Below are 26330 nucleotides of genomic sequence, written 5' to 3'. Positions count from 1 at the left end.
CATGCCTGTGCTGGAGTGCGCCGTCCGGTGGGCGCTGCCCGCCGACGATCCCGACATGCGCGACCTGCTGGACGAAGCCGAGCGCGAACGCTACGAGCGGTTCCGCCTCGCCGAGGACAAGGCCCGCTTCGTCACCGGGCGCTTCCTCGCCCGCACCGCCCTCGCCGAGGCGGTCGGCCTCGACCCGAAGAGCATCCGCTTCACGACCGACTGCCCGCACTGCGGCGGCCCCCACGGCAAGCCGCGCCTCCCCGGCGCCGAGGTCGACTTCTCGCTCTCCCACTCGGGCGACCGGGTCGTGCTCGTCCTCGCCGAGGGCGCGGAGGTCGGCGTGGACGTGGAGCAGGAGCGCGACCGCGACCTCGACCGGCTGGCCGACATGGTCCTCACCGAGGCCGAGCGCGCGGCCCTCGCCGCCATGGACGACAAGGTCCGCGGCTTCCACGCCTACTGGAGCCGCAAGGAGGCCCTGCTGAAATCCACGGGCCACGGGCTCGCCGCGCCGATGTCGGACATCCACGTGTCCGCCCCGGACGAGCCCGCCGAGGTCGTCTCCTGGACGGGCGAGGCGGCCGTGTCCCCGGTCCGCCTCGCCGACCTGACGCCCGGCTCCGGCTACGCCGCCGCGGCCGCCGTCCGCACCGCCCGCCCCCTGAAGATCACCGAGGTCAAGTGTTGATGCCGTGGTCGCGCAGGATCTCGTTGAGGGACGCCTTGTCGTGGCGCTGGCCCTCTTCGAGGCGCTTCAGGATCAGCACGGCGGGCAGGCCGAACGTGCCGCCCTTGAACTCCTTCGTGCGGGTGCCGCCGACCGCGACGCACCAGTCGGGGACGCGGCCGCGCGCGACCTCCTCGCCCGTCTCGACGTCGATGACCGGCATCGAGGCGGACAGGTTCGTCCCGGAGCCGATGACCGCGCCGCGCCCCACCCGCGCGCCCTCCACGATCATGGAGCGGCTGCCGATCATGGCGTCGTCCTCGATGACCACCGGCTTGGCGTTCGGCGGCTCCAGCACCCCGCCGATGCCCACCCCGCCGGACAGGTGGACGTTCTTGCCGACCTGCGCGCACGAGCCCACGGTCGCCCACGTGTCGACCATCGTCCCCGAGTCGACGTAGGCGCCGATGTTGGTGAACGACGGCATCAGCACGACGCCGGGCGCGAGGTAGGAGCCCCACCGGGCGATCGCGCCGGGGACGACGCGGACGCCGTCCAGCGTGCTCTTCAGCGGGATCCGGTCGTGGTACCGGAAGTCGCCGACCTGCGAGCGCACCATGCCGAGGACCTTGAAGCTCAGCAGGATCGCCCGCTTCGCCCGCTCGTCGACGATCACCTCGTCGGTGCCGGGGTCGATGCGGGCGACGCGGGCCTCGCCCGTGTCGAGCTGGTCGACGGCGGCGACGATGGCGGCCCGGGCGTCGGCGTCGTCCGGCGTGAGCTCGGCGCGCCGCTCCCACAGCTCGTCGATGCCGCCGGAGATCGGGCTGGTGAACGTTTCGGTCATGGTCCTTGAGCTTAGTGGGGGCCGTCTCCCGGTACCGTCTTCGCGTGGCTGTTTGGGCGAGGTTGCGGGCGCGCCCCGAGGCGGGGGGCGACGGCGGGCGGAGCCGCCGGGGGCGGCACTGGGCGGCGGGCGTGTCGGTCGTCGTGCTGCTGCTCGGCGTCGGCGCCTACGTGCTGTTCCAGAAGGCCCGTCCCTACCTGCACGGCTCGGGCTGCGAGGTGAACACGAGCACCGGCAAGATGCCGCTCGACCTGGAGCAGGGCGCGAACGCGGCGACGATCGCGGCGGTCGCTTTCCGCAAGCAGCTCCCGGAGCGGGCGGTGGTGATCGCCTACGCGACCGCGATCCAGGAGTCGCACATGCGCAACCTGGCGGGCGGCGACCGCGACTCGGTGGGGATGTTCCAGCAGCGCCCGTCGCAGGGCTGGGGCTCGCCGGACAAGCTGCGCGACCCCGTCCAGGCCACCAGCAAGTTTTTCGACGCCCTGGTCAAGGTGAAGGACTACCTCGACCGCGACCTGCACGACGCCGCCCAGCGGGTGCAGCGCAGCGCGGACGGCCGCGCCTACGCCCAGCACGAGGACGACGGCGTCCTGCTCGCGCGCGCCTTCACCGGCCGCGAGCCCGCCACCGCGCGCTGCTGGTACCCGCCCGACAAGCGGACCGCGTCGCGCCGCCCGGAGGCGGTCCGCGAGATGCGCCGCGCCTTCGGCGGCCGCCTCCAGGTCACCGGCCCGAGCCCGCTCGCCTACAACGCCCCGTCCCGTCCCAGCGCCTGGAACGCGGTGAAGGTCACGAACGCCCGCGCGGGCTGGGCGGTCGCCGCCTGGGCCGTCACCCACGCCCAGGTTTACGGCCTGACCGAAGTCCGCTACGCGGGCCGCCACTGGCAGGCCACCGCGGGCCACGACGGCTGGACCGAGGACAAACCGGCCCCCACCACCGCCGTCATCATCCGGTGACGGCCACAACACCCGTTGCCCGCGGCGCCGGTCCGGAAATGGCGCGCGCCGAGGTGAAGCGCCCGGACGCGGGAATTGAATTTCTGCTAGTTGATCATTAATGCGCTTCGTGGGTCCATGGTGGGCACTCAGGAAAGGAGTGCTCCCATGTGGCGAACGCTCAGTCACATCTCGCTCACCGCTTCCGTCGTCGCGGCGCTGGCCGTGGCGCCCGCCGCCGCTGCCGCGGCCGCCGGTCCCCCGGACACCTGCCGGACGAGCCATCGCTGGCTGTGCGGATGGAGCGAAAACGACTACAGAGGGGTGGAGGCCGACTTCGACTGGACCCCCTGCCAGAACTCGCCGGTCCCGCTCCGCTCGGTCTCCAACACGGTCGGAAAGCTGTCTCTGGCCATCATGGCGGTTTACTCGGGGCCGGACTGCACCGGTGAGTTCCTCGGCTCGGTCTCCGCTCAGCAAAAGCTGCCCTATCTGCCCAAGCCGGGGATGAGCGTCGCCGTCGCCGTCTGATCACGTGCCGTCCCCCGGCCGCGCACGCGGCCGGGGGACGGTCCGCTATTTGGCCGGGATCGGCTCCGGGACGGGTTCCGCGTGGGCGTCGGTCGCCTCGCCCCGGGTGTGGGCGGCGCGGAGGGCGACGAGCGCGGCGGCCGCCACGAAGATCGCGCACACCAGGAGGGCGCGAGCGAAGCCGGAGGTCAGCGCCTCCGGCACCGGCTCTCCGCCGGCCAGGGCGTGGGACGTCCTGGACGTCGCCACCGCCGAGAAGATCGCCAGGCCGAGCGCGCCGCCGATCTGCTGCGAGGCGTTGAGCAGGGCGGCGGCGAGGCCCGCCTTGTCCGCTGGGACGTTCGCGTTCGCGGCGGTCGTGATGGAGACGAACGCCACGCCGAGCCCGAGGGAGGTGACGAGCAGGCCCGGCAGGAGGTCGGGCAGGTACGCGCCGTCCACCGGGATGCGCGACAGCCAGAAGATCCCGGCCCCGGTGACGAGCAGGCTCGCGACGATCAGCGGCCGCGTCCCGACGCGGGCCACGAGCTTCGGGGTCATGGACGCGGCGACGCCCACGCCGAAGCACAGCGGCAGGTACGCCGACCCGGTCTTCATCGGCGAGTAGTGCAGCACGTTCTCCATGTAGAGGCTGAGGAAGAAGAACAGCGACGCGACCCCGGCGACCGCGACGAGGTAGGCGACGTCGGTGACGGCGAGCCCGCGGACGCGGAAGATCGACAGCGGCAGCAGCGGGCTGCGGTGCCGCTGCTCGTTCACCGCGAACGCGGCGAGCAGGACGGCCGTCCCGGCGAGCCCGGCGATGGTGCGGGCCGCGTCCCAGCCCACCTCCGGGGCCTTGACCAGCGTGAACACGAGCAGGAGCATCCCGCCGGTGACGAGGACGGTCCCGCCGACGTCGAAGCTCGCGAGCCGGGCCGCGCGGCGGTCGCCGTCCACGAGCAGGAACAGGCCGACGATCACGAGGACGCAGACCGGCGCGTTGACCAGCATCACCCAGCGCCAGCCGAGGCTGTCGGTCAGCAGCCCGCCGAGCAGGACCCCGGCGGCGCTCGCGCCGCCCGCGACGCCGCCCCACACACCGAGCGCCTTGGCCCGGTCGCCGCCCTCCTTGAAGGTCGTGGTCAGGATGGACAGGGTGCCGGGCAGCATGATCGCGGCGCCCACGCCCTGCGCGAGCCGCGCCCCGACGAGCATGCCCGAGTTCACCGCGAGGCCCCCGGCGAGGGACGACAACGAGAACAGCACCGTCCCCGCCACCACCACGCGGCGGCGGCCGAGCAGGTCGGCGAGCCGGCCGCCGAGCAGCATCAGCCCGCCGTAGGTGAGCAGGTAGCCGCTCGGCACCCACTGGAGATCCTGGACGGAGAAGCCCAGGTCCGCGCGGATCGCGGGCAGCGCGACGTTGACGATCGAGGCGTCGATGAAGTCCAGGAACGCGATCGCGCACAGCAGCGTGAGGGTGAGCCTGCCGCGTCCGGTCGCGAGGAAGGACGGCCGAGTGTCCGTCATGGGGCGATGACCTCCGAATTCCGAAACTGTCGCGTCCCATGAGCGGATCGGCGGGGCGGTGTGTGACAGCCGCGCCGCCGGTTGAGGCCCACATCACAATCGCGGCCGGGATGTCACATTCGGGGGTCCCGCGCCCCTCTGAGGGGGGAGCGTGCGAGGAGGTCGAGCCATGCCCGAGACCGCGGACGACGAGGCGACACGGGTGTTCGCCGAGCACCGGGAACTGCTGTTCTCGGTGGTCTACAACCTGCTCGGCAGCGTCGCCGACACCGAGGACGTCCTCCAGGACGCCTGGCTGGCATGGACGGCCCGGCACGCCGCGCCGGACGCGGACGGCATCGAGAACCCGCGCGCCTACCTCGTCCGGGTCGCGGTGAACACGGCCCTGGCCCGGCAGGCCGAGCTGAGCCGCCGCCGCGAGACCTACGTCGGGTCGTGGCTGCCGGAGCCGCTCGTCGGCCCGCCCGACGCGGGCGACGCGGGCGACCCCGCCGAGCGGACCGAGGCGGTCTCGATGGCGCTGCTCGTCGTGCTGGAGACGCTCACGCCGCTGGAGCGGGCGGTGTTCGTCCTGCACGAGGTGTTCGGGTACGCGCACACCGAGATCGCGCCGATCCTGGACCGGAACCCGGCCGCGGTGCGGCAGCTCGCGCACCGGGCCCGCGAGCACGTCCACGCGCGGCGCCCCCGCTACCAGGCCGACCCGAAGGTGCAGCGGCAGGTCACCGAGCGGTTCCTGAAGGCGGCCCTCGGCGGCGACCTCGCCGCCCTGCTCGACCTCCTCGCCCCGGACGTGACGCTCTGGGGCGACGGCGGCGGCAAGGTGTCGGCGGCGCTGCGTCCCGTCCACGGCCGCGACAAGGTGGCGCGGACGATCGTGTCCGCGACGGGCCGCCGCGCGCCCGCGAACCTGGACATCAGGTACCGGACGGTCAACGGCGACCCGTCGGCGGTGCTGTTCGACGCGGACGCCCCGTTCGCCGTGATGGTCCTCGACCTGGCGCCGGAGGGCGACCTCGTCCGCGGCGTCTACACCGTCACGAACCCGGACAAGCTCTCCCGCGTCGAGGACGACTGACCCGCGTCACCGCACCGGGGCGCGCCACCGCGTGAACCTCCGCTCGGCCAGCACGAGCAGGTGGTTGAACAGCAGCCCGAGCGCGGAGATCGCGATGATGCCCGCGTACATGTCGTCGATCGCGAAGTTCTGCTGAGACGAGTTGATCAGGAACCCGAGCCCCTCCTTGGCCCCGACCATCTCCGCGACGATCACGACCAGCACGGCGGTGGCCCCGGCCAGCCGGATCCCGGTGAAGACCGCCGGGACCGCCGCGGGCAGGATCACCTTCTGGAAGATCCGCGGCGCGGACAGCCCGAGCGACCGCGCCGACTTGACCAGCGTCGGGTCCACGGCGCCGACCGCGCTGATCGTGTTGAGCAGGATCGGCCACGTGCAGGCGTACAGGACGATCGCGACCTTCGACGTCTCGCCGATGCCGAGGATCAGCACGAACACCGGCAGCAACGCGATCGCGGCGGTGTTGCGGAACAGTTCGAGCAGCGGGTTCAGCAGCTCGGCGACCGGCCGGTACCAGCCGATCAGCAGGCCGAGCGGCACCGCGACGACGATCGCCAGGCCGAATCCGGACAGCGAGCGGACGAGGCTCGCCTCCGCGTCCTGCCACAGCCGCCCGCTTGCGGCCAGGTCCCCCAGCGCCGGGACGATCTCCGACACCGGCGGCAGGAAGATCCGGTCGACCAGGCCCGCGCGCGGGGCGAGCTCCCAGACGGCGAGGAACGCGGCGAGCGCGACGGTCCGGCGCAGCAGCGCGCCCGCCTTCGCCGCCCACCGCCGGGACGGCTTCGCGGACGGCGGCGCCACCCGCTTGACCTGGGCGACGACCGGGACTTCAGCGGTGCTCGTCATGACTTCCCGCCCTTCTGGACGGCGGCGGCGCGCACGGCGCGCACCTCGTCGCGCAGCAGGGACCAGACCCGGTGCCGGTGCGCGGCGAACTCGGGGGTGGAGCGGAGGTCGCGGTCGGCGTCGCGGGGGCCGAGGCCGATGTCCACGACCTCCTTCACCGTGCCGGGCCGCGCGGTCATGACGGCGACGCGCCCGCCCAGGTAGACGGCCTCGTCGATGCCGTGGGTGATGAACACGACGGTCTTGCCGGTCTTCGCCCAGATGCGCAGCAGCTCCTCCTGGAGCGAGTCGCGGGTCTGCGCGTCGAGGGCGGCGAACGGCTCGTCCATGAGCAGGACGTCCGGGTCGTAGGCGAGGCTGCGGGCGATCGCGACCCGCTGCTTCATGCCGCCGGACAGCTCGTGCGGGTAGCGGTCCGCGAACCCGGACAGGCCGACGAGGTCCAGGTGGTGCCGGGCCGTCTCGACCCGCTCGCGGCGGCCGAGGCCCTTGGCCTCCAGGCCGAACTCGACGTTGCGCAGCGCCGTCCGCCAGGGCAGCAGGGCGTACTGCTGGAACACGATGCCGCGGTCGAGCGCCGGCCCGGTCACCTCCGCGCCGTCGATCAGGACGCGCCCGGCCGTCGGCGCCGCCAGCCCGCCGATCAGGTCGAGCAGCGTGGACTTCCCGCAGCCGGACGGCCCGACCACCACCAGGAACTCGCCCTCCGCGACGTCCAGGGAGACGTCGTGCAGCGCCGTGACCTCCTCGCCGCCCCGGACGGGGAACGTCTTCCCGAGCCCGGAGACGCTGATCTTCGCCGTCATCGTCCGCTTCCTCCCTGCCGGTACGGGTTGAACCTGTTGGTGTAGAGGTCGGCGGTCTTGACGCGGCCCTTCGGGATCTGGCCGACGTCCTCCAGCCAGGTCCGCCAGGTGTCGAACTCCCGGTCGGTCAGCACGCCGCCCTTCTCCGCGACGCCCCAGGACTTCCAGTACTTCAGCGCGTCGGCGTTCTCGTTCCGCCCGCGCGCCTGGAGGATCTTCGTCAGCCGGGCCACGACCTCGGCGCGCGGCCGGCCCCGCGACCACTCGATGGTCCTGGCGACGCCTGCGGTGAACGCCCGGACGGTGTCGGGGTTCCGCTTGATGAAGTCGTCGCGGAAGACGTAGGACCCGGCGGTGAACGAGCCGAGGAAGTCGTGGTCTTTAAACAGCGGGCGGATGCCGCCCGCGGCGACCGCCTTGTCCTGGAAGATCCCGCTGAGCGCGGCGACGTCGATCTGCCCCCGGCGCAGCGACTCCTCGGTGGTGACGGGCGGGACGGCGAGCGGCTCGACCTTCGCGATGTCCGCCGAGCTGAGCCCGTTGCGCCGCAGGTAGAGGTCGAGGACGGCTTGCGAGTGCCCGCCCAGCGTGTTCATCCCGATCTTCTTGCCGATGAGGTCGCGCGGGCTCTTGATCGGGCTGTCGTCCAGGACGAAGAACCCGTTGTAGTACCTGTCGTCCGTGCCGTAGTAGCCGATGACGGACGTGATCGGCGCGCCCGCCTCCTGGAGCTTGACGATCGCGCCGTTGAACGCGCCGCCGAAGTCGACCTGCCCGGTCGCGGCGGACTGGACGTCCTGCGGCCCGCTGATCGTGTTGCCGACCCACTTCAGCCGCACGTCGCCGAGGTGGCCGAGGTCGGCGGCGAGCTCCGGCAGGATGACCTGCCCGGTCCAGCCCTGGTAGCGCAGGGTGGCGGTGCGCCGCGCGCCGCCCGCCGCGGTCCCGCAGGCCGCCGCGGCGGGACCGGCGGCCGCCGCGATCGTGAGCGCGGAGATGAGTCGTCGTCGGGTCAGGCCCCTGGGGGCGGGTGTGCTCACCGTGGTCTCCTTCGGCGGCCGGGGTTTCGGGGAATTTCCTACTTTAACAGTAGGAATAGTTGACTATGGGTGGACGTCGTGATTCGCTGAGGCGCAGCGGTGCTGTTCCGCCCGCGTTCCACCCCCCGTCCCGCCTGAGCCGAGCCACCAGAGAAGGGGTAGATCACATGACCGGGTTCGACATCCGCCGGATCGGCGGCCGGGTCGGCGCCGAGGTCGTCGGCCTCGACGTCCGCGACCTTTCCGACAAACTGTTCGACGAGCTGCACGACGCGCTGCTGGAGTTCAAGGTCCTGGGGTTTCGCGGGCAGGAGCTGACCGATGACGACCAGATCTCGTTCGCGTCCCGGTTCGGCCCGCTCACCGGCGCGCATCCGACCATCCCCGCCCTGGACGGGAACCCGGAGGTCCTCCCGGTCGACAGCGAGTCGGGACGGGCGAACCAGTGGCATACCGACGTCACGTTCATCCAGACGCCACCCAAGATCAGCACCCTGCGCGGCCTCGTGATCCCGCCCTACGGCGGCAACACCCTGATCGCCAACACCGGCGCCGCCTACCGCGACCTGCCCGCCGAGCTGCGCGAGCTGGCCGACCGGCTGTGGGCCGTCCACACCAACGACTACGACTACGTGAGGCCGGGCGGGGTCGATCCCGCGAAGGCCACCGAGCACCGCCGCGCGTTCCTGTCCCAGACGTGGAAGACCGCGCACCCGGTGGTGCGGGTGCACCCCGAGTCGGGTGAGCGGAACCTGTACATCGGCGGGTTCGCGCAGAGCGTCGTCGGGCTGACGTCCTCGCGCGAGGGACGCGCGATCCTCGACCTCCTCCAGGCGTACGTGACGCGGCCGGAGAACGTCCTGCGGTGGGTGTGGGCGCCGGGCGACCTCGTCGTGTTCGACAACCGCATCACCCAGCACTACGCGCCCGACGACTACGGCGACCTCCCGCGCCTGCTGCACCGCGTCACCGTCGCGGGCGACGTCCCGAAGGCCGTGGACGGGCGGCGCTCCTACATCGTCGAAGGCGACGACGCGTCCCACTACACCCCGGCGGCGTCAGCCGCCTGACGAGACATCCGGGCCCGGTGTAGGGCTGGCACCGGGCCCGGAACGGCTTCACCCGGAACAGGACGCGGATCACCGGGAGCGGGGAAGGACGCACCTGGAGTCCAGACCCAGCACATGGTTCAGCCGGCCGAACGCGAGCCAGGAGCCGACGCACATCGTCAGCTCCACGATCTCGCGCTGGTCGTAGTGCGCGGTCATCCGCTCCCAGAACTCCTCGTCCAGCGCGTGGTGGTCGAGGGCGTACCGCTCGGCGTACTCGGCGGCGAGGCGGGTTCGCTCATCGAACGCACCGGTGGTACGCCACTCGGCCACCGCGTCCGCAAAGCCCTCCTCGACCTTGCGCCCGTCGCGCTCGGTGCGCCAGTCGAGGCAGAACAGGCACCCGTTGAGCTGCGCGACGCGCAGCCGGGCCGCCTCGAACTCGCGCAGCCCGAGCGTCGTGTGCTCGTACACGGCGAGCGACAGGTCCGCCGCCGCCGGGCCGATGCCGGGCACCATCTCGCCCCACACGTAGGCGATGGGGTCCTTGCCGTCCGGGATGTCGATGTTCATCCGGCCGCCCTCCCGAGCCTTCCGGCGGCGGGACGCAGCGGGACGTCGAGCGCGTCGTAGAGCCCCGGTTCGGCGTCCACCAGCCAGTCGATCGCGCCGACGAGCCGGCCGGCCGCCGTCGCGTTGCCGCCCGCCGCGCGGTTGCCGCCCTCGTCGGTCGCCTCGACCGTGACCTCGATGCGCGGCGCGCCCTCGATGATCACGCGGTGCGCGCCGTCCCCGTCCGGCGGGGACGGCCAGTCGGGTGCGCAGTACGGGTCGATCCGCGTGACGTGCTCGATCACGATGCGCGGCTCGCCGCCGACGATCCCCTGCACCTCGAACCGGAGCGCGCCCTGCGTCCCCTTTTCGAACTCGCCCATGGACGCGGTGGTCACGGCGGCGTCCAGCGGACGGCGTTCGACGGTCTCGCGGATCTCGTCCACCTCGGCGGCGAGCGCCCGCGCCATCAGCCGGATCTGCCCGCCCCACACCATCGCCGGGACGGTCGGCGCGACCATCGGCGGCTCGTAGTCCATCGGCTGCCCCATGCCGACCAGATACCGGACGGCGTCCGGCTGGTCGTAGGCCGAGTAGTCGAAGATCTCCTGGCAGCGGATCGCGTCCACGACGCCGCCGAGCCCGCTCACCAGCAGCGGCAGGACGTCGTTGCTCCAGCCCGGGTCGATGCCCGACACGAACAGCGAGCCGCCGCCCTCGGCGACCGCGTCCAGCACCGCCCGCCGCGTCTCGGGCGGAGCGCCGCGCTGGTCGTAGAGCGCGTACAGGGCGGGCGTCACGACCACCGCCCCGGCCCGGATCGCGGAGACGACGTCGGCGAGCGCGTCGTCGGGCCGGATGTCGCCGGACGCCGCGTAGACCACGGCCTGCGGACGCCCCGCCAGCACCGCCGGGGCGTCGTCGGTCGCCGCGACGCCGAGGTCGCGGCCGAGGCCCGCGAGGTCGCCCGCGTCGCGTCCGACCTTGCCGGGATCATGGACGAGCACCCCCGCGAGCCGCAGCGCCGGATGCGCCGCCACGGCGCGGATCGCGGCCCGTCCGACATTGCCGGTGCCCCAGACGATCGCGGAGATCATGGCCGGAACGTAACAGAGTTTCGCCGGCTAGCCAAGCAAATGCTTGGTAGCCGATTGTGGACATGAGCTACTTTCACGTAACCCCGTGACGCACCCTCACCCGGAGAGATAGAACACGTTTCAATCTCATCCCGAATGAGGGAGGTCACATGGCTGACTCCACCAGTGGCGGGTTGTCGCGGCGGCGGTTCCTCGCTGGAACCGGTTCCATCGTCGGGCTCGGCATGCTGGGCCTGCCGGGACGCGCCGCGGCGGCCGCGGGCCCGATCGGCGACGGCGCCCGCGTCCCGGCACTGATCATCGGCACCGGCTACGGCGGCTCGGTCGCCGCGCTCCGGCTCGCCCAGGCGGGCGTCGACGTGCACATGGTCGAGATGGGCATGGCCTGGGACACCCCCGGCCCGGACGGCAGGCTCTTCCCCAACACCCGCGCGCCCGACTACCGCTCCTACTGGCTCCGCACCCGCACCAAGCAGCCGATCAGCGACTTCCTGGGCTTCCCGCTCGACAAGGACGTCCCGCGCTACACCGGCATCCTCGACGCCGAGGACTTCGGCGGCATCCTCGTCTACCAGGGACGCGGCGTCGGCGGCGGCTCGCTCGTCAACGGCGGGATGGCCGTGACGCCGAAGCGGTCGCGGTTCGGGGCCGTCCTGCCGTCCGTCGACGCGGACGAGATGTACGGCGTCTACTACCCGCGCGCCAACGCCGGGCTCGGCGTCAACGAGATCGACCCCGCCTGGTTCGACACCACCGACTGCTACCAGTACGCCCGCGTCGGACGGAAGCACGCCCAGCGCTCGGGGTTCGAGTTCGTCTTCGTCCCGAACGTGTACGACTTCGACTACATGAAGCGGGAGGCGGCGGGGACCGTCCCGCAGTCGGCGCTCGCGGCCGAGATCCTGTACGGCAACAACTACGGCAAGAAGTCCTTGCAGAAGACTTACCTGGCCCAGGCGAAGGCCACCGGACGGGTCGCGATCTCGCCGCTGCACAAGGTGACGTCGGTGTCCCCCGCGTCCAGCGGCGGGTACACGGTCGTGATCGACCAGCTCGACACGTCCGGGACCGTCACCGCCACCAAGTCCGTCACCGCGGACAGGGTGTTCTTCGCGGCGGGCAGCGTCGGCACCAGCAAACTCCTCGTCCAGATGAAGGCGACCGGGCGGCTGCCCAACCTGAACGGCGAGATCGGCAAGGGCTGGGGCGACAACGGGAACGTCATGTGCGGCCGGGCCAACCACCTCTGGGACCCGACCGGCAAGGTCCAGTCGGCCATGCCGACCGGCGGGATCGACAACTGGGACGCGGGCGGCGCGTTCGCCGAGGTCGCGCCGATCCCCACCGGAATCGAGACCTACGCCTCGTTCTACCTGTCGATCACGAACACGCCGCACCGCGCCGAGTTCACCTGGAACGCGGCGGCCGGGCGCGTCGACCTGAACTGGCAGACCGCCTGGAAGCAGGCGAGCATCGACCGGGCCAAGACGATCTTCGACAAGATCAACCAGAAGGAGGGCACGATCTACCGCACCGACCTCTTCGGCGCGTACAAGGTCTGGGGCGACCACCTCACCTACCATCCGCTCGGCGGGGCGGTCCTGAACAAGGCCACCGACAACTACGGCCGCCTGCGCGGGCATCCCGGCCTCTACGCCATCGACGGATCGCTCATCCCGGGTAACACCAGCGTCAACCCGTTCGTCACCATCACGGCACTCGCCGAACGGAACATCGAGGAGATCATCGCGACCGACCTGTGACGGCGGCGGGCGCGGGGCAGGGGCGGGCCGGGCGCCGGCCGCGGGACGCGGGCGGCCGGCGCCCGGCGAATGGCTCCCGCCTGCCGGGGAAACGGCTTCCCATGGACATACCCCGGACGATCGTGATCACCGGGCACTTCCCACCGGAGCCCGGCGGGGTGCAGACGTTCACCTGGGAACTCGTGCGCAGGCTGCCCGCCGACCGGCTGCTCGTGATCGCGCCTGCCCGGCCGGGGGCCGCCCGGTTCGACGCCCGGCTCGACTTCCCGGTCGTCCGGCGGCACGCCTACCTGCTGTTCCGCGGGCTGCGGCGGCTCACCGCCCGGCACCGCGCCGACGCCGCCTGGATCACCGCCGCCGCGCCGTTCGGCATGTACGCGCCGTTCGTGAAGCTCGCGGGGGTCCCCCGTCTGATCGGCTCCACGCACGGGCAGGAGATCGGCTGGTTCCGCGCCGCGCCGACCCGCGCCGCGCTGCGCGCCGTGGCGCCCGCGTTCGACGCGGTCACCTTCCTCAGCGCCGGGACGCGCGCGGAGATCGCCCGCGTCCTCGGCGACCGGACGCGGCTCGTGCAGCTCGCCGGGGCCGTCGACCCGGTCCGGTTCCGGCCCGGCCTGGACGGCGCCTCGGTCCGGCGGCGGCACGGGCTCGGGGACGGCCCGGTCGTGCTGAGCGTGTCGCGGCTCGTCCGGCGCAAGGGCCACGACCGGCTGCTGGACGCCTGGCCGGGCGTCGTCCGGCGGCACCCGGACGCCCGGCTCGTCATCGTCGGCGACGGCCCGACCCGCGCCCGCCTCACCGAGCGGGCGGCCCGCGCCGCCCCCGGCACGGTGACGGTCACCGGCCCGGTGTCCCCCGCCGACCTGCCGCGCTACTACGCCGCCGCCGACGTGTTCGTCCTGCCGTGCCGGGACGAGCGCGGCGGCCTCCAGGTCGAAGGGCTCGGGCTGTCGGTGCTGGAGGCGTCGGCGGCCGGGCTCCCGGTCGTCGTCGGACGCTCCGGGGGCAGCCCCGAATCCGTCCAGGACGGGCGGACCGGCGTCCTGCTCGACGCGGCGCGGCCGGACGCGCTCTCCGGCGTCCTGCACGAGCTGCTCGCCGACCCGGACCGCGCCCGCGCCCTCGGCGCGAACGGGCGGCGCTGGGTGTGCGAGCAGTGGAGCTGGGACCGCGCCGCCGCCCGCCTCGCCGCCCTGCTGCGCGGCGCGCCACCCGTCGAGCCGCCACGGCCCTCGGACGCGGCACGGGGGGTCGAGCCCGCATGGGACTCAAGGACCGGCTGAACCGCCGCGACTTCCGGCGGCTCATGGTGGGCCAGACCGTCTCCTCCCTCGGCGACTGGATGGGGACGCTCGCCCTCATGTACTTCGTGCTGGAGCTGAGCGGCTCCACCACGGCGGTCGGCGGCGTCCTCGTGCTGCGGCTGCTGCCGTCCGCGCTCGGCGCGCCGCTCGCCGCGCGGGTCGTCACGCGGTGGCGGCGGCGCAGCGTGATGATGACGTCCGACCTGATCCGCGTCGGGATGGCGGTGGCGCTGCCCGTCCTGCCCCACCTCTGGTGGGTCTACTTCTGGGCGTTCGCGATCGAGGTCGTCGGCCTGTGCTTCCTGCCCGCCCGCGACGCCGCGATCCCCTGGCTCATCGAGGGCCCCGACCAGGACGAGCACGACACCGGCACGCTGGAGGTCGCCAACGGCATCACGATGGCCACGTCCTACGGCATGATCCCGGTCGGCGCGGGCGCGTTCGGCCTCATGCTCTGGGTCTCCAACCACGCCGGTTGGGAGGGCCACTGGCGCTACGTCGTCGTGTTCTGGCTGGACGCGCTGACCTACCTCGTCTCCTATTTCGCGATCCGCTCCATTCCCGACCTCGGCCCGCGGCGCGGCGAACGCTGGTCGACCGGGCAGGACGAGCCGAGACAGGGCGGGTTCCTGGACGCGCTCCGCCTGCCCGTGGTGCGCGGCGTCCTCCCCGGCGTCGCGGTCGTCGCGCTCGGGCTGGGCGCGCTGTTCTCGCTCGGCGTGGTGTTCGTGCGGAACGTCGTGCACGCGGGCCCGATCGGCTTCGGCGTCCTCGTCGCCCTGTTCGGGGTCGGGGCGGTGAGCGGGCTGGTGATCGTCCGCAAGGGCGGCTGGCACCTGATGACGCAGATCCGCACGGCCACCGCGCTGCAGGGCGCGACGATCGCCATGATGGGCGCGATCGCATCGCTGACCTGGTCGTTCGTCGGCGCCGTCCTGTTCGGCGGCGCCGCCACCGCCGCCCTCGTCGGCGGCATCACCTACATGCAGGAGAGCCTGGACGGCTACCGCCGCAACCTGGCTCTGACGGCCTTCCACGCCACCCTCCGCTTCGGCCTGGCCCTCGCCGCCCTCGTGTCGGGCGCCGCGTCCGACGCCCTCGAAGAGTGGAACGTGAGCCCTTTGGGCGTGGCCCCGCCCCGCCTGGTCCTGGCCCTGTCCGGCCTGGTGGTCATAGCCGGAACGTTCCTGATCCGCGCCGAGAACACCCCCGGACCGCCCCGCGACACCACCCCCCCAAACGCCTGACCACCCCCTTCAGGCCACTTGCGAAAATTGCCCATAACGGTCGCCGCGTCTACCTCACCCGCCGTTTCCCCGCCTACGCCGCCGCTCCTCCCCCGCCCCGGCCGCGTGTTCCCCGCCCGCCTCCGACGGCAAGGGCTTAGGCAGCCGACTCGGCCACTACACGAACATCAACCTGAGCAGCGGTTACGCGAGCATCGTCCGCGGCAGGGCCTCAACGCTCTGCGGGACGTCCGGCCGCGCACCGCTTCCGGCGGCATACGGCTCCGAACTCGATGTCGGTGGCTCGTTGAGAGCGGCTTCACTCAGATGTGGCCGGATTCGCAGAACGTACCGGGGATCGTCTTCGTCTTGGGCGGCTGGTCGGCGACTTCCGCGAATCTCCGCGCGGAGAACGGCCACAAACCGTTACCACCGTCGACGGACTCTCCCTTCTTCCCATAGTCGTTGAAGTCGAGCATCAACTGATGCCGCGGCTTGCCGTAGTTGAGGCAGACCTGCACCAGCGGGCCGTTCTGCTCCCTGTCGATCTCCGCTTGGACGACTCCCTTGAGCGGCTCGGCGAAGTACCGGACCAGCCATGCCGCGCCCTTGTCGGCGTCCGGGCCGCCGCGCCGCCCCGTGTCGTCGATGTCGAGGTGGGCCAGACCGGCGGCGTCCCGCTTCCGGATCTCGGCGATGACCTCGCCGACACGGGCACGGAGAGCGGCGTCGTCCATGCCGGTGAAGGTGACGTCCTTCGGCGGCGCGGGCGCGCTCTCGTGCTGGGAGCACGCCGCCAGGGCCAACGTCCCGACCATGGCGGCCGAGGCCGTCAGACGGTACCGCCGTTTCCCGGCCCGCCGAAGAAGTCCCAGCAAATTTTCCACAACGTCGGCGCCAGCCCATGTGAAGGAGTCGTTGAACGAGTTCTCCCACCATACGGATATCTCGCGAGCCGTCGGCGGCGATCGCGGTGAGGGTCGCCGCACGCGAGGTCGTACCGTCCGGTCCGATGGTCCGACGTAGCGGCGGAGCCTGGGTCTTTGGCCTTCTGAGCTGGCCCTACCTGGCCCTGGGGACGCGTTTTGCGGGGTGGGCGGAAAGCGTAGGGTGGAGTCGTCGTTGACGACGGGTGATCGCATGTCGGAGAACCAGCGTGATGACGCCGCCCAAGGCCACCGCTCCACCATGTCGGGACGCGCCGGTGACGTCGTACAAGCCCGAGATATCCGTGGCGACATACATTTCCACTATGGCCGGGGAACGCATTCCGCGCCGTGGCAGCTCCCCCGCGGCGTCAGGGTCTTCGTCAACCGCGTCGACGACATGGAACGGCTCGACGAACTGGTCGCCGCGCGGCGGACCGGGCTGAAGACCGGCACCGGAACGGTCGTCTACGTGATCGCCGGAACGGCGGGAGTGGGCAAGACCTCGTTGGCCCTGCATTGGGCGCACGGCGTCCGCGAAGAATTCCCGGACGGGCAACTTTATATCGATCTCCGCGGATATGATCCGGGCCTTCCTGTAATGCCCGGCCAGGCGCTGGAGCGCTTTCTGATCGCGCTCGGCGTTCCCGCGTCGGCCGTCCCGAACGACGTGGAGGCCAAGTCCAGCCTGTACCGGTCGATCCTCGCCGACCGGCGAATGCTCGTCATTCTCGACAATGCCGGAACGACCGCGCAGGTCAGGCCGCTGATCCCGGGCGCCGGGCCCAGCCTGGCGATCGTGACGAGCCGCAGCAGGCTGTCGGGGCTCCTCATCCGGGACGGCGCGCAGCGCACGATCCTCGGCACCCTCACCGAGCGGGAGTCGGTCGCCCTGCTCACCGAGACCACGGCGGGCTACCGGACCGGCGACGATCCGGCGGACATCGCCGAGCTGGCCCGGCTCTGCGCCCACCTCCCCCTGGCGCTGCGCATCGCGGCGGAACGCGCGGCGAGCCGTCCCGGCATGCCGCTCGGCGAGCTCATCGCGGACCTGCGGGACGAGTCGTCGCTCTGGGACGCGCTGTCCACGGGCGACGAGGGCGAGGCCGACGCGGTCCGGACCGTCTTCGCCTGGTCCTACCGCGCGCTCCCGGCGGACGCGGCCCGGCTGTTCTGCCTCCTCGGCCTGCACCCCGGCGGCGACTTCGGCGTGACGGCGGCGATGGTGCTGGCGGGCCCGGGGGACGACCGGGTACGCGCGTCCCTCGACGTCCTCACCGGGGCCTACCTGCTGGAGAGCCGGGGGACGGGCCGCTACCAGTTCCACGACCTGCTGCGCGCCTACGCGGTGGACCGGGCCGGAGCCGAGATCCCGCAGCCGGAGCAACTGGAGGCGGTCGAGCGGGTGTGCGCCTGGTACCTGCACTGCGCGTACCAGTGCGTCCTCTTGATCGCCCATGACACGACGCTGCTGTTCGCGGTCGAGCCGTCGCCGGACTTCCCGCCGCTCCCCTTCACCGACCGGGAACAGGCCGCCCGGTGGTATGCCGAGGAGAAGCTGAACCTGGTGGGCGCGGTGCGGGCCGCGTCCGAGACCGAGCGGCTGGAACTCGCCTGGAAGCTGACGGCGGTACTGGAGCGCGTCTACGCGACCTACAACCATTTCCAGGACTGGCAGGTCACCTCCCTGGCGGGGCTGGACGCGGTGCAGCGGCTCGGCGACCGGGAGGGCGAGGCGGTCCTGCGCGACAGCCTCGGCCGCCTCTGCCGGATGACGCTGCGGCTGGACGAGGCCGCCCGCCACCACCGGGCGGCGATCGCGATCCACCGCGAGCTGGGCGACCGGCTCAGCACGGTGAAGGCGCTCAACGGGCTCGGGTGGGTGGAGCTGTTCGCGCACCGTCCGGAGCGGGCCCGCGCGGAGCTGGAGGAGGCGCTGTCGATCGTCCGGGACCTGGACGATCCGAGATGGTCCGCGACCGTCCGCTACAGCCTGGGCTACGCCCTCCTCCAACTGGACCGGCCCGGCGAGGCGCGGGACCTCCTCGCCGCGGCGCTGGACTCCTTCCGCGCGCTGGACGACCGCCTGTACGAGTCGATGGTCCTCACCGGGTTCAGCCTGCTGCGACGGAGACGGAACGAGCCCGACGAGGCCCTGTCCACGGCGGCCGACGCGGTGGCGATCGCCCGGGAGATGGGCAACCCGCTGTGGGAAGGCACGGCCCTGCTCTACCTGGGCAAGGCGCAGCTCGCCGCCGGACGGCCCGAGGACGCGCTCGGCTCCACCCAGCGCGCCGCCGTGATCTTCCGCGGGGAGGGCGATCCGAGCCGCGAGGCGATGGCGCTGGACGGCACGGGCCGCGCCTACCTCGCGCTGGGCAGGCCGTCCGACGCGGTCGACTTCCACCGGCGGGCGGCCGCCGTCCACCAGCAGGTCGGGGACCGGTGGAAGCGCGCGAAGAGCCTCGCCCACCTCGCGGACGCCCTGGCGGCGTCCGACGACGGCGCCGATGCGGAGGAGCCGACGCGGTACCGGCGGGATGCCCTGACGATCCTGGCCGACTACGACGACGCGAGGTCGGCGGCGCTCCGGCACGCCCTCCGCACGGCGCTGGGGCAGCCGACGGACGGCGAGTAGATCAGGCGAGTAGATCAGCGGGCCGTGTCGGCCGTCACCACTGGAACTCGCCGAGGAGCTCGCGGGTCTCGGCGTCCCCGCCGCGCGCCAGCTCCGCCGTCAGCGGGCGCTCGGCCGCCACCCCGCGCCCGACGTCCGACCTCACCCACGACGGGACGAACCCGAGCAGCAGCAGCCGCCGATATCCGGCGTCCGCCCTGGACGGGACGGTCCGGTGCCACAGGTTGGCGTGGATGAGCACCGCGTCCCCCGGCTCGAAGTAGATCTCGACCTGTCCGGGCCGGTCGCTCTGGTCACCGAGGGGTATTCGCAGGTCGCCCCTGCTGTGCGACCCGGGGATGAGGCAGAGCGCCCCTTCCCGCTCGGTGATGCGGTCCAGGTAGAGGAGGCAGTGGATCTGGTGCGGGTAGCTGAAGAGGGCGGGCACGGGATCGGGGATCACCGGCAGGTGCGCGTGCCAGGGCACCGAGACGCCCGGACGGCCCGCGTGGTTCAGCCGGGCCTCCAGGTCGATCCAGACCTGCGGGCCGAGCAGGGTCCGCGCGATGGAGAGCGGGGGCTCGAAGCGGAGCAGCGGGTGGAACACCGGGTCCTTGTCGAGCAGCGACCGGATGTAGATGCTGTCGCCCGGCAGGCTCTCGGCCTCGGGCCGGTCGGCCTCGGCCTCGGCGAGCCGCAGCACGGCCTCCGCGAGGACACCGGCGGTCTCGCGGTCGAGCACGCCCCGGAGGAGCAGGTAGCCGGAGCCGACGAGCTCGTCCAGTTCCTCCGGGGTCGCGGTGGTCTCGACCGTCCGGCGGGGATACCCGGCCGCCTGGTCGTTGATCACGAACTCGGTGTTCAGGTGCCGCGCGGCGCCGGACCGGCGCATGCGTCCACCTCCGCGGGGACGGGGCCGTGGCGGGACGTCCGGCGCGGCAGCGGCAGGTCGGCGCCGCGGATCGCCGCGAGGAGCTCGGCGAGCGGGAAGGACCGGCGGTGGAACTCCCGCCAGGCGGTCCGTGCCTGCTCCAGCCGCGCCGGGTCGTCGTTCCGGTTGACGTACAGCAGGCGGCCGTCGTCGTCGTAGCTCAGATCGACGACGATCTCGTCGTCGAAGACCCAGGTGTCGGTGAACGGGACGTCGGGGACGTCGTCGCGGAGTATGAACCGGATGTCCTCGCCGGCGGCGCCGTTGACCGCGTAGTACCAGTCGATCTCGAACTGGAGGTACGGCGTGAGGACGCGGTCGATGATGTGGACCCGGCCCATGTATTTCCCGGCGGCGACGCATTCACGGATGTTCCGCGCCCATTCCTCGTTCCGCCCCTGCGGGAGCGGCTCCCCGGCCAGGTAGCGTTCGAAGTTCTCGCGCTCGTCGTCCACCTGGTAGACGGGGAGTGTCTCGATACGGCTCGCGGACTCCCGGAATTCGGTGAATAAACGGCCGAACTGATCCATGTTGAGAATGATGATAGATCTCCCGAACTAGGGCGGATCCGCCGTCGGGCACCGTCATTCGGCGGCGAGCGCGCGCTCCAGGATGTAGCGCGGGATCTCCACCGCCCCCTCTCCGGGCGGAAGCGCGAGCTCCGCCCTCTCCGGGTCGACGACGAACCCCTGCACCACGATCGTGCCGTTGTCCGTCTCGTACACCGCGGGGCACGGCCCGTTACCGCAGCCGGATCCCCCGATCAGCCTGAGCGCCATGACGTGGACCTTCACCTTGCCGTTTTTTGTTTGTTCGCAGTTATATAACGGATTCCAGGAACGAGTCAAGCGATAGCGGAATTGAAGTATCGGAGATTCTCAGCGGCCACTGACCTGATCTCGGATTTCATGCGGCCATAACCCGCCATGTCCAATCTCAGCTGGCACAGTGGTCAATAATCACCATACTTGATATCTGCGCTCGACAATCTCTACTCAGGAAAAGGATCAGCGTCACGAGACCCATCGAAATGCGGCGGCCGCCGAGGCGCGCGTCCGGGGGGTGCGGGAGGGGTGTGCGGGAGGAGTGGCCCGCGGAACGCCGGGCATGATCCCGGCTCGACCGCCTCGCGGAGCGGACTGGGAGGATGCGGTATGGATTTCAGGTTGGAGCTTGTGGCGGTGCCGGTCTCGGATGTGGATCGGGCCAAGGCGTTCTATGTCGACAAGGCCGGGTTCAACGCGGATCACGACCATCAGGTGAACGAGGAGATCCGGTTCGTGCAGTTGACGCCGCCCGGGTCGGCGTGCTCGATCGCCATCGGGACGGGGATCGAGCCCGACATGGCGCCGGGTTCCCTGAAGGGGCTGCAGCTCGTCGTCGCGGACGCGGACGCGGCGCGGGCGGAGCTGGCCGGGCGCGGGGTCGAGGTGAGCGACGTCCACGAGTATCCGTGGGGGCGGTTCGTGTACTTCACGGACCCGGACGGCAACAAGTGGAACGTCCAGCAGATCGTGTAGCTCCGGCGTTAACCGCCGCCTTATCCCGGGTCTGCGGCAATGGGACGATGCGGATACTCGTGGCCGAGGACGAGCGGTTCCTCGCCGACCTGGTGGCCGAGGGGCTGCGCAAGCGGGCGATGGCCGTGGACGTCGCCTACGACGGGGCGGGGGCGCTGGAGCGGCTCGCCGTCAACGAGTACGACGTGCTCGTGCTCGACCGCGACCTGCCGCGGGTGCACGGCGACGAGATCTGCCGGGAGCTGGCGCAGCGCGGGGAGAACGTGCGCATCCTGATGCTGACCGCGTCGGGCGCGGTGCACGACCGGGTCTCGGGGCTGAACCTCGGCGCGGACGACTACCTGGCCAAGCCGTTCGCGTTCGACGAGCTGGTCGCGCGGATCGGGGCGCTGGCGCGGCGGAACGTCCCGCCGCTGCCGCCGGTGCTGGAGCACGGCGGGATCACGCTCGACACGGCGCGGCGGCAGGCCCGGCGGGACGGGCACGACCTGCGGCTGTCCCGCAAGGAGTACGCCGTGCTGGAGGTGCTCATGCAGGCGCGCGGCACGGTCGTCAGCGCGGAGACGCTGCTGGAGCGGGCCTGGGACGAGCACACCGACCCGTTCACCACCGTCGTGAAGGTGACCATGAGCAAGCTCCGGTCGAAGCTCGGCGAACCGGCCGTGATCGTGACCGTCCCGGGGCACGGGTACCGGCTGTGAGGTCGGTCAGGCAGGCGGTGCGCGGGTCGGTGCGGGCCCGGATGACGCTGCTCTACGGCGGGCTGTTCACCGTGATCACGCTGAGCGTGCTCGGGGCCGTCCTGTGGATCCAGAAGCGGATCCTGGACGACCGGGTGTCGGACGGGCCCTTCATCGTCCCGGCCCGCGACGTCCCGTGCGACCAGCGGGGCGCGGGGCCGTCGTGCGCGGAGGTCCCCTTCGATCCGCTGGGCCGCGACATGCCCAAAAGGCCCGTCCCGCCGGACACGCCGATCCCGCCGGACGCGCTCGGCCCGCGGGACGGGACGGGGCGGGACGTCATCGGCCCGAAGGAGTTCCACGACAGCCTGGCGGGCTCGCAGCGGCTGGTCACCCTGGTCGCCATCGCGGTGATCATCGTGCTGGCGTTCGCGGTGAGCTGGTGGCTCACCGGGCGGCTGCTGCGCCCGCTGACCCGGATCACCGCGACCGCCCGCCTCCTGTCGCTGTCGACGCTGCACGAGCGCATCGCGCTGACCGGCCCCGACGACGAGCTGAAGGAGCTCGCGGACACCTTCGACGCCATGCTCGACCGGCTGGAGCAGGCGGTCGACAGCCAGCGCCGGTTCGTCGCCAACGCCTCGCACGAGCTGCGGACGCCGCTCGCCATCCAGCGGACGGCGATCGAGGTCGGCCTCGCCGACCCCGATCCGGCGCGGCTCGCCGAGGTCCGGGACGAGATGCTCCGCAACACGCGCCGGTCGGAGCGGCTGATCGAGGGGCTGCTCGTCCTCGCGCAGGGCGAGCGCGGCCTCGACGCGCGGGCCCCGGTGGACCTCGCGGCGGTGGCCGAGCAGGTCGTCGACGACCATCTGGCGCTCGCCGCGCGGGGCGGCGTCGCGGTGTCCGCGGACGTCCGGCCGGTGACGGTCGCGGGCGACGAGGTCCTGCTCACCCGGATGGCCGCGAACCTGGTGCAGAACGCGATCCGGCACAACCATCCCGGCGGGCGGGTCGAGGTGGCGGTTTCCGACGACGGCGGGCTCGAAGTCAGCAACACCGGGCCGCGCGTCCCGCCCGAGCGGGTGGGCGAGCTGTTCGAGCCGTTCCGCCGCCTGCACGCCGACCGGACCGGGTCGGCGGACGGCGCCGGGCTGGGGCTGTCGATCGTCGCGGCGATCGTCCACGCGCACGGCGGGACGGTGCGGGCCACGGCGGGTGCGGACGGCGGCCTCACCGTCGCCGTGGCCCTCCCGGTCGGCGCGACCGCGGCCGCGCCGTAGCCGTCACTCGCTGCGCGGGGCCGTCACTCGCTGCGCAGGGCGGTCACTCGCTGCGCAGGGCGGTCACCGTGCGGACGGCGGCGGCGCGGGCGGCGGGCGGCCACGCGCCGAGGACGGCGACCGCCAGCCCCACGCACGCGGGCGGGAGCAGCAGCGTCCAGCCGTAGACGTGGATCCACGGCGCGGCCATCCCGCTGCCGAGCATCTCGCCGGTGAGCGTGATCACGCCGTGGTGGGCGAGGACCCCGAGTGGGACGCCGAGCACCCCGGCCGCGACGCCGAGCGCCGCCATGGACGTCACCATCATCAGCACGACCCGGCGCGGCGGCATCCCGACGGCCTTCAGCACGCCGAGGTCGCGGGCCCGCTCGCGCGCGCCGAGCAGCACGCCGTTCAGCACGCCGAGCGCCGCCGCGAGACAGATGACCAGCGAGAACAGCAGGAAGAGGCCGCTGAACACGGCGCGGTCCGCGAGCTCGGGACCGGCGGTCTCGGCGAACATCCCGGTGGACGCCCCGGCCTCGTTGATCCGCTTGGCGTACGCGGCCGGGTCGGTCCCGGGCTTGACGATCACCAGCACGCGCGGCGGGTCGGCCGCGCCGCGCGCGGCGGCGGGCAGGGACGCGGCGTCGAGCATCAGCCGGTCGGTGTCCGGGTGCGCGAACGCGCCGACGATCCGGAGCGTGACCGGCCTCCCGTCCGCCTGGACGGAGAGCACGTCGCCGACGCGCAGGTCCTGGAGCCGCATGAACGCCTCGGACGGCACCACCTCGCCGGGACGGGCGAACCAGCGCCCGCGGACGATGCCGTCCCCGAGGAACGGCCGGTAGTCCCCCGCGTAGGTCTCGGCGGCCACCTCCGAGGCGAGCCCCGCGACCCGCACGGGCCGCTGCCCGGCCGCCGTCACGTGCGCCGTGCCCGGCCGCGCCCGCACCGCCGCGACCAACTGCTCGGCGGACAGGGACGGCCCGCCCGCCGACGGGCCGGGCGGCCGCCCCGGGCCGCCCCGCGGATCGGCGCCGACCATGACGGACGTGCGGCTCTCGGTGTCCGACGACATGATCTTCGTGACCGTCGTGTGCAGCCCGAACCCCATGGTCACCGCCGTCACGCCGAGGCAGAGCCCGGCGAGCGTGACCGCCGCCCTGGCCGGGCGCGCGACCGGCAGGCCGAGGCCGAGCCCGACCGGGAGGGGCAGCCGCGTCCGGACGAGCCACCGCTGCACCCGCCGTCCCCGGCCGCGGCGCGACACCGTCCCCGCGCTGATCGCCTGGACGGCCGGGAGCCGTCCGGCCCGCAGCGCCGGGACCAGCGCGGCGAGGCCCGCCAGCGCGAGCACCCCGCCGCCCGCCGCCGCCTCCAGCGGCAGCGACACTCCCCCGGCGGACGGCAACTCGAAGTCAGCGGACAGGTTCGCCGCCATCATCCCGGCGAGCAGGTGCCCGGCGACGAGCCCCGCCGCGCAGCCGAGCACCGCCGGGACGGCGACCATCACGACGTACACCGACGTCACCTGCCCGGGCGTGAAGCCGAGCGCCTTCATCACGCCGATGTGCCGGAACCCCGACACCACGGCGCCGCTGACGACGTTGCCGATGATGAACGCCGACACGGTCAGCGCGAGGATCCCGAACACCGTGATGAACGGGATGAGCTGGTTGAACCTGCCCTCGAACCGCCGCTTGGCGGTCACGTAGGAGTCCTGGCCGCGCACCGGCAGCCCGGCCGTCGCCGCGGCGAGGCTCCGCCGCACCTCGGCGGCGCTCCCGGCCCGCGCGAACCGGTACTCCATCCGGAACGCGTCCGGACGCAGCGCGGCGACCTGGGCGGGCGTGACCCAGCCGCCCGGGCCGTCCGTCGCCGCGACGGCGAAGCCCACGACGGTCAGCTCCGGGTTCCCCCGCGACGCCACCTTGCCGCCGAGCCCGAACGGCCCTTTGGGCTTGCCGCGCAGGACGATCTCGCCGGGCCCGCGGACCCAGCGTCCGGACACGAGGGTGAGCCGGTCCACCGGGCCGCCGGGGTCGGCGCGTCCGGCGACGGTGAGGCCCTCGGGCCGCATCGGGAGCGTGGACGGGCCGTCCGAGCGGGCGAGCGTCGCCGTCCGGAACGGGCCGGCCGCCGCGGTCACGCCCGGCGCGTGCGCCGTCGCCGCGACCCGCGCCTCCGTCGTCTTCGCCGCGTCGAAGTCCGCCGCCGCGTGCGCGCCGCGCGCCGCGGCGAAGGCGTCGTCGAACATCGAGCGCGACGCCGACAGCAGGCCGAGCCCGAACACCAGCGTCGCCGTGGCCAGCGCGACCGCCACCCCGATGCTGCCCGTCTGCGTCGCGCGCCGCCGCACGCCCGCCCGCGACGCCGCCCACACCGCGCCGCTCACCGGACGCCCCATGAGCCGCCCCGCTCCAGCTCCGCCTCGCGGACGATCCGCCCGTCCACGAACTCGACGACCCGGGTCGCGCACCGCGTGGCGAGCGCCTCGTCGTGGGTGACGAGCAGCAGTGTCTGCCCCCCGCGGTTGAGGTCGAGCAGGAGCTCGGCGACCTGCTCGCCGGTCGCGCTGTCGAGCGCGCCGGTCGGCTCGTCCGCGAGCAGCAGCGCCGGACGGTTCATCAGCGCCCGCGCCACCCCGACCCGCTGCCGCTCCCCGCCGCTCAGCACGGCCGGGTAGGCGTCCCCCCGGTCGGCGAGGCCGAGCTCGTCCAGCAGCTCCGCCGCCCGCGCCCGCGCCCTGCGCGCCGGGACTCCGACGAGCCGCCCGGCGAGCGCCACGTTGTCGAGCGCGGGCAGGTCGTCGAGCAGGTTGAAGAACTGGAACACCATCCCGATCCGGCGCCGCCGGAACCGCGCCAGCGCCGCCTCCCCCATCCCGGAAACGTCGTCGCCCCCAACCACGACCTTCCCGGAACTCGGCCTGTCCAGCCCGGCGACCATGTTGAGCAGCGTCGACTTCCCGCTGCCCGACGGGCCCATGACGGCGACGGCCTCCCCGGCCCGCACGTCCAGCGACACCCCGTCCAGCGCCGCGACCCCGCCGTACACCTTCCGCACGGCCTCAAGCCGCACGACCGTTTCCGCATCTTGTCTCTGCACGCCGCCAAACCTGGCACCGGAGAGGTTTCG

General features: G+C 72.7%; 25 protein-coding genes. 12 read left to right on the top strand and 13 right to left on the bottom strand.

Features of this window, described 5'->3' with window-relative positions:
- The first annotated feature begins 1 nt into the window (after position 1).
- Positions 2–679 (top strand): 4'-phosphopantetheinyl transferase family protein, encoded by a 678-nt coding sequence (locus ACH01S_RS14875; RefSeq protein WP_083980706.1) that lies wholly within the window; start codon positions 2–4, stop codon positions 677–679.
- Here the strand turns inward: ACH01S_RS14875 and ACH01S_RS14870 are convergent.
- Positions 669–1505 (bottom strand): 2,3,4,5-tetrahydropyridine-2,6-dicarboxylate N-succinyltransferase, encoded by an 837-nt coding sequence (locus ACH01S_RS14870; RefSeq protein WP_067891068.1) that lies wholly within the window; start codon positions 1503–1505, stop codon positions 669–671. The genes ACH01S_RS14875 and ACH01S_RS14870 overlap by 11 nt on opposite strands.
- Positions 1506–1549: 44 nt before the next feature.
- Here ACH01S_RS14870 and ACH01S_RS14865 point away from each other — a divergent pair, with 44 nt between their 5' ends.
- Both ACH01S_RS14865 and ACH01S_RS14860 read left to right on the top strand, forming a co-directional pair.
- Positions 1550–2467, top strand: a complete 918-nt coding sequence (locus ACH01S_RS14865) for a hypothetical protein (protein WP_246236631.1) — start codon at positions 1550–1552, stop codon at positions 2465–2467.
- Between the two features lie 147 nt (positions 2468–2614).
- The gene (locus ACH01S_RS14860) at positions 2615–2977 is read left to right on the top strand and encodes a hypothetical protein (RefSeq protein WP_067891065.1); all 363 of its coding nucleotides are present in this window, start codon (positions 2615–2617) and stop codon (positions 2975–2977) included.
- 45 nt (positions 2978–3022) lie between these two features.
- On the opposite strand, the gene ACH01S_RS14855 is transcribed toward ACH01S_RS14860, so the two are convergent.
- Positions 3023–4489, bottom strand: coding sequence for a DHA2 family efflux MFS transporter permease subunit (locus ACH01S_RS14855; RefSeq protein WP_067891062.1), 1467 nt, complete (start codon positions 4487–4489; stop codon positions 3023–3025).
- 169 nt (positions 4490–4658) lie between these two features.
- On the opposite strand from ACH01S_RS14855, the gene sigJ reads away from it, so the two are divergent.
- Positions 4659–5567 (top strand): RNA polymerase sigma factor SigJ, encoded by a 909-nt coding sequence (gene sigJ / locus ACH01S_RS14850; RefSeq protein ID WP_067891058.1) that lies wholly within the window; start codon positions 4659–4661, stop codon positions 5565–5567.
- Positions 5568–5573: 6 nt separating this feature from the next.
- Here sigJ and ACH01S_RS14845 read toward each other — a convergent pair whose 3' ends face one another.
- From ACH01S_RS14845 to ACH01S_RS14835, 3 genes are read right to left on the bottom strand one after another with little or no spacing between them, the layout of a single operon-like run.
- Complete coding sequence (locus ACH01S_RS14845; RefSeq protein WP_083980695.1) at positions 5574–6416, bottom strand: ABC transporter permease; 843 nt, start codon at positions 6414–6416, stop codon at positions 5574–5576.
- A complete protein-coding gene (locus ACH01S_RS14840) occupies positions 6413–7222 on the bottom strand; it encodes an ABC transporter ATP-binding protein (RefSeq protein ID WP_067891055.1) in 810 nt (269 codons plus the stop codon). The genes ACH01S_RS14845 and ACH01S_RS14840 overlap by 4 nt, the downstream gene beginning before the upstream one ends.
- Entirely contained in the window at positions 7219–8262 is a 1044-nt protein-coding gene (locus ACH01S_RS14835) for an ABC transporter substrate-binding protein (RefSeq protein WP_067891052.1), read from the bottom strand. The genes ACH01S_RS14840 and ACH01S_RS14835 overlap by 4 nt, the downstream gene beginning before the upstream one ends.
- Before the next feature lie 167 nt (positions 8263–8429).
- Between ACH01S_RS14835 and ACH01S_RS14830 the strand changes: the two genes are divergently transcribed.
- Positions 8430–9332 (top strand): TauD/TfdA dioxygenase family protein, encoded by a 903-nt coding sequence (locus tag ACH01S_RS14830; RefSeq protein WP_067891049.1) that lies wholly within the window; start codon positions 8430–8432, stop codon positions 9330–9332.
- 69 nt (positions 9333–9401) lie between these two features.
- On the opposite strand, the gene ACH01S_RS14825 is transcribed toward ACH01S_RS14830, so the two are convergent.
- Together ACH01S_RS14825 and ACH01S_RS14820 are read right to left on the bottom strand one after the other, a co-directional pair.
- Positions 9402–9884 (bottom strand): carboxymuconolactone decarboxylase family protein, encoded by a 483-nt coding sequence (locus ACH01S_RS14825; RefSeq protein ID WP_067891046.1) that lies wholly within the window; start codon positions 9882–9884, stop codon positions 9402–9404.
- Positions 9881–10960 (bottom strand): NAD(P)H-dependent amine dehydrogenase family protein, encoded by a 1080-nt coding sequence (locus tag ACH01S_RS14820; protein WP_067891043.1) that lies wholly within the window; start codon positions 10958–10960, stop codon positions 9881–9883. Before ACH01S_RS14820 ends, ACH01S_RS14825 begins: the two co-directional genes overlap by 4 nt.
- 149 nt (positions 10961–11109) lie before the next feature.
- Here ACH01S_RS14820 and ACH01S_RS14815 point away from each other — a divergent pair, with 149 nt between their 5' ends.
- The 3 genes from ACH01S_RS14815 to ACH01S_RS14805 all read left to right on the top strand — a co-directional run bounded on the left by ACH01S_RS14815 (position 11110) and on the right by ACH01S_RS14805 (position 15274).
- Positions 11110–12723: a GMC oxidoreductase gene (locus tag ACH01S_RS14815; protein ID WP_067891040.1), complete on the top strand. Its 1614-nt coding sequence runs from the start codon at positions 11110–11112 to the stop codon at positions 12721–12723.
- A 101-nt stretch (positions 12724–12824) separates the two neighbouring features.
- Positions 12825–14006 (top strand): glycosyltransferase family 4 protein, encoded by a 1182-nt coding sequence (locus ACH01S_RS14810; RefSeq protein WP_218010264.1) that lies wholly within the window; start codon positions 12825–12827, stop codon positions 14004–14006.
- Positions 13985–15274, top strand: coding sequence for an MFS transporter (locus ACH01S_RS14805; RefSeq protein ID WP_067891038.1), 1290 nt, complete (start codon positions 13985–13987; stop codon positions 15272–15274). Before ACH01S_RS14810 ends, ACH01S_RS14805 begins: the two co-directional genes overlap by 22 nt.
- 302 nt (positions 15275–15576) lie before the next feature.
- On the opposite strand, the gene ACH01S_RS14800 is transcribed toward ACH01S_RS14805, so the two are convergent.
- Positions 15577–16071, bottom strand: a complete 495-nt coding sequence (locus ACH01S_RS14800) for a hypothetical protein (RefSeq protein WP_067891035.1) — start codon at positions 16069–16071, stop codon at positions 15577–15579.
- A 508-nt stretch (positions 16072–16579) separates the two neighbouring features.
- Between ACH01S_RS14800 and ACH01S_RS14795 the strand changes: the two genes are divergently transcribed.
- The gene (locus ACH01S_RS14795; protein ID WP_218010263.1) at positions 16580–18817 is read left to right on the top strand and encodes an ATP-binding protein; all 2238 of its coding nucleotides are present in this window, start codon (positions 16580–16582) and stop codon (positions 18815–18817) included.
- Between the two features lie 34 nt (positions 18818–18851).
- Here the strand turns inward: ACH01S_RS14795 and ACH01S_RS14790 are convergent, their stop codons facing one another.
- Genes ACH01S_RS14790 through ACH01S_RS14780 form a run of 3 tightly spaced genes read right to left on the bottom strand, consistent with a single transcriptional unit; the run spans position 18852 to position 20506 of the window.
- Positions 18852–19688, bottom strand: a complete 837-nt coding sequence (locus ACH01S_RS14790) for a phytanoyl-CoA dioxygenase family protein (protein WP_067891029.1) — start codon at positions 19686–19688, stop codon at positions 18852–18854.
- Complete coding sequence (locus tag ACH01S_RS44420) at positions 19658–20257, bottom strand: DUF6879 family protein (protein WP_067891026.1); 600 nt, start codon at positions 20255–20257, stop codon at positions 19658–19660. The genes ACH01S_RS14790 and ACH01S_RS44420 overlap by 31 nt, the downstream gene beginning before the upstream one ends.
- 54 nt (positions 20258–20311) lie before the next feature.
- Positions 20312–20506, bottom strand: a complete 195-nt coding sequence (locus tag ACH01S_RS14780) for a hypothetical protein (protein ID WP_067891358.1) — start codon at positions 20504–20506, stop codon at positions 20312–20314.
- Positions 20507–20881: 375 nt separating this feature from the next.
- Between ACH01S_RS14780 and ACH01S_RS14775 the strand changes: the two genes are divergently transcribed.
- The 3 genes from ACH01S_RS14775 to ACH01S_RS14765 are packed head-to-tail and all read left to right on the top strand — an operon-like array spanning position 20882 to position 23210.
- Positions 20882–21247 carry a glyoxalase superfamily protein gene (locus tag ACH01S_RS14775; RefSeq protein WP_067891023.1) on the top strand — a complete coding sequence of 122 codons (366 nt, stop codon included), beginning with the start codon at positions 20882–20884 and terminating at the stop codon, positions 21245–21247.
- A 47-nt stretch (positions 21248–21294) separates the two neighbouring features.
- Positions 21295–21948, top strand: coding sequence for a response regulator transcription factor (locus ACH01S_RS14770; RefSeq protein WP_067891021.1), 654 nt, complete (start codon positions 21295–21297; stop codon positions 21946–21948).
- Positions 21945–23210: a sensor histidine kinase gene (locus ACH01S_RS14765; protein WP_246236630.1), complete on the top strand. Its 1266-nt coding sequence runs from the start codon at positions 21945–21947 to the stop codon at positions 23208–23210. The genes ACH01S_RS14770 and ACH01S_RS14765 overlap by 4 nt, the downstream gene beginning before the upstream one ends.
- A 43-nt stretch (positions 23211–23253) precedes the next feature.
- On the opposite strand, the gene ACH01S_RS14760 is transcribed toward ACH01S_RS14765, so the two are convergent.
- Both ACH01S_RS14760 and ACH01S_RS14755 read right to left on the bottom strand, forming a co-directional pair.
- Complete coding sequence (locus ACH01S_RS14760) at positions 23254–25587, bottom strand: ABC transporter permease (RefSeq protein WP_148344327.1); 2334 nt, start codon at positions 25585–25587, stop codon at positions 23254–23256.
- Positions 25584–26300: an ABC transporter ATP-binding protein gene (locus ACH01S_RS14755; protein ID WP_067891015.1), complete on the bottom strand. Its 717-nt coding sequence runs from the start codon at positions 26298–26300 to the stop codon at positions 25584–25586. Before ACH01S_RS14755 ends, ACH01S_RS14760 begins: the two co-directional genes overlap by 4 nt.
- Positions 26301–26330 lie beyond the last annotated feature (30 nt).

It is taken from the genome of Actinomadura chibensis NBRC 106107 (genome assembly GCF_001552135.1).
GTDB lineage: Bacteria > Actinomycetota > Actinomycetes > Streptosporangiales > Streptosporangiaceae > Spirillospora > Spirillospora chibensis.
The sequence above is the reverse complement of the archived record's forward strand: the minus strand, read 5'-3'. Positions and strand labels throughout refer to the sequence as shown.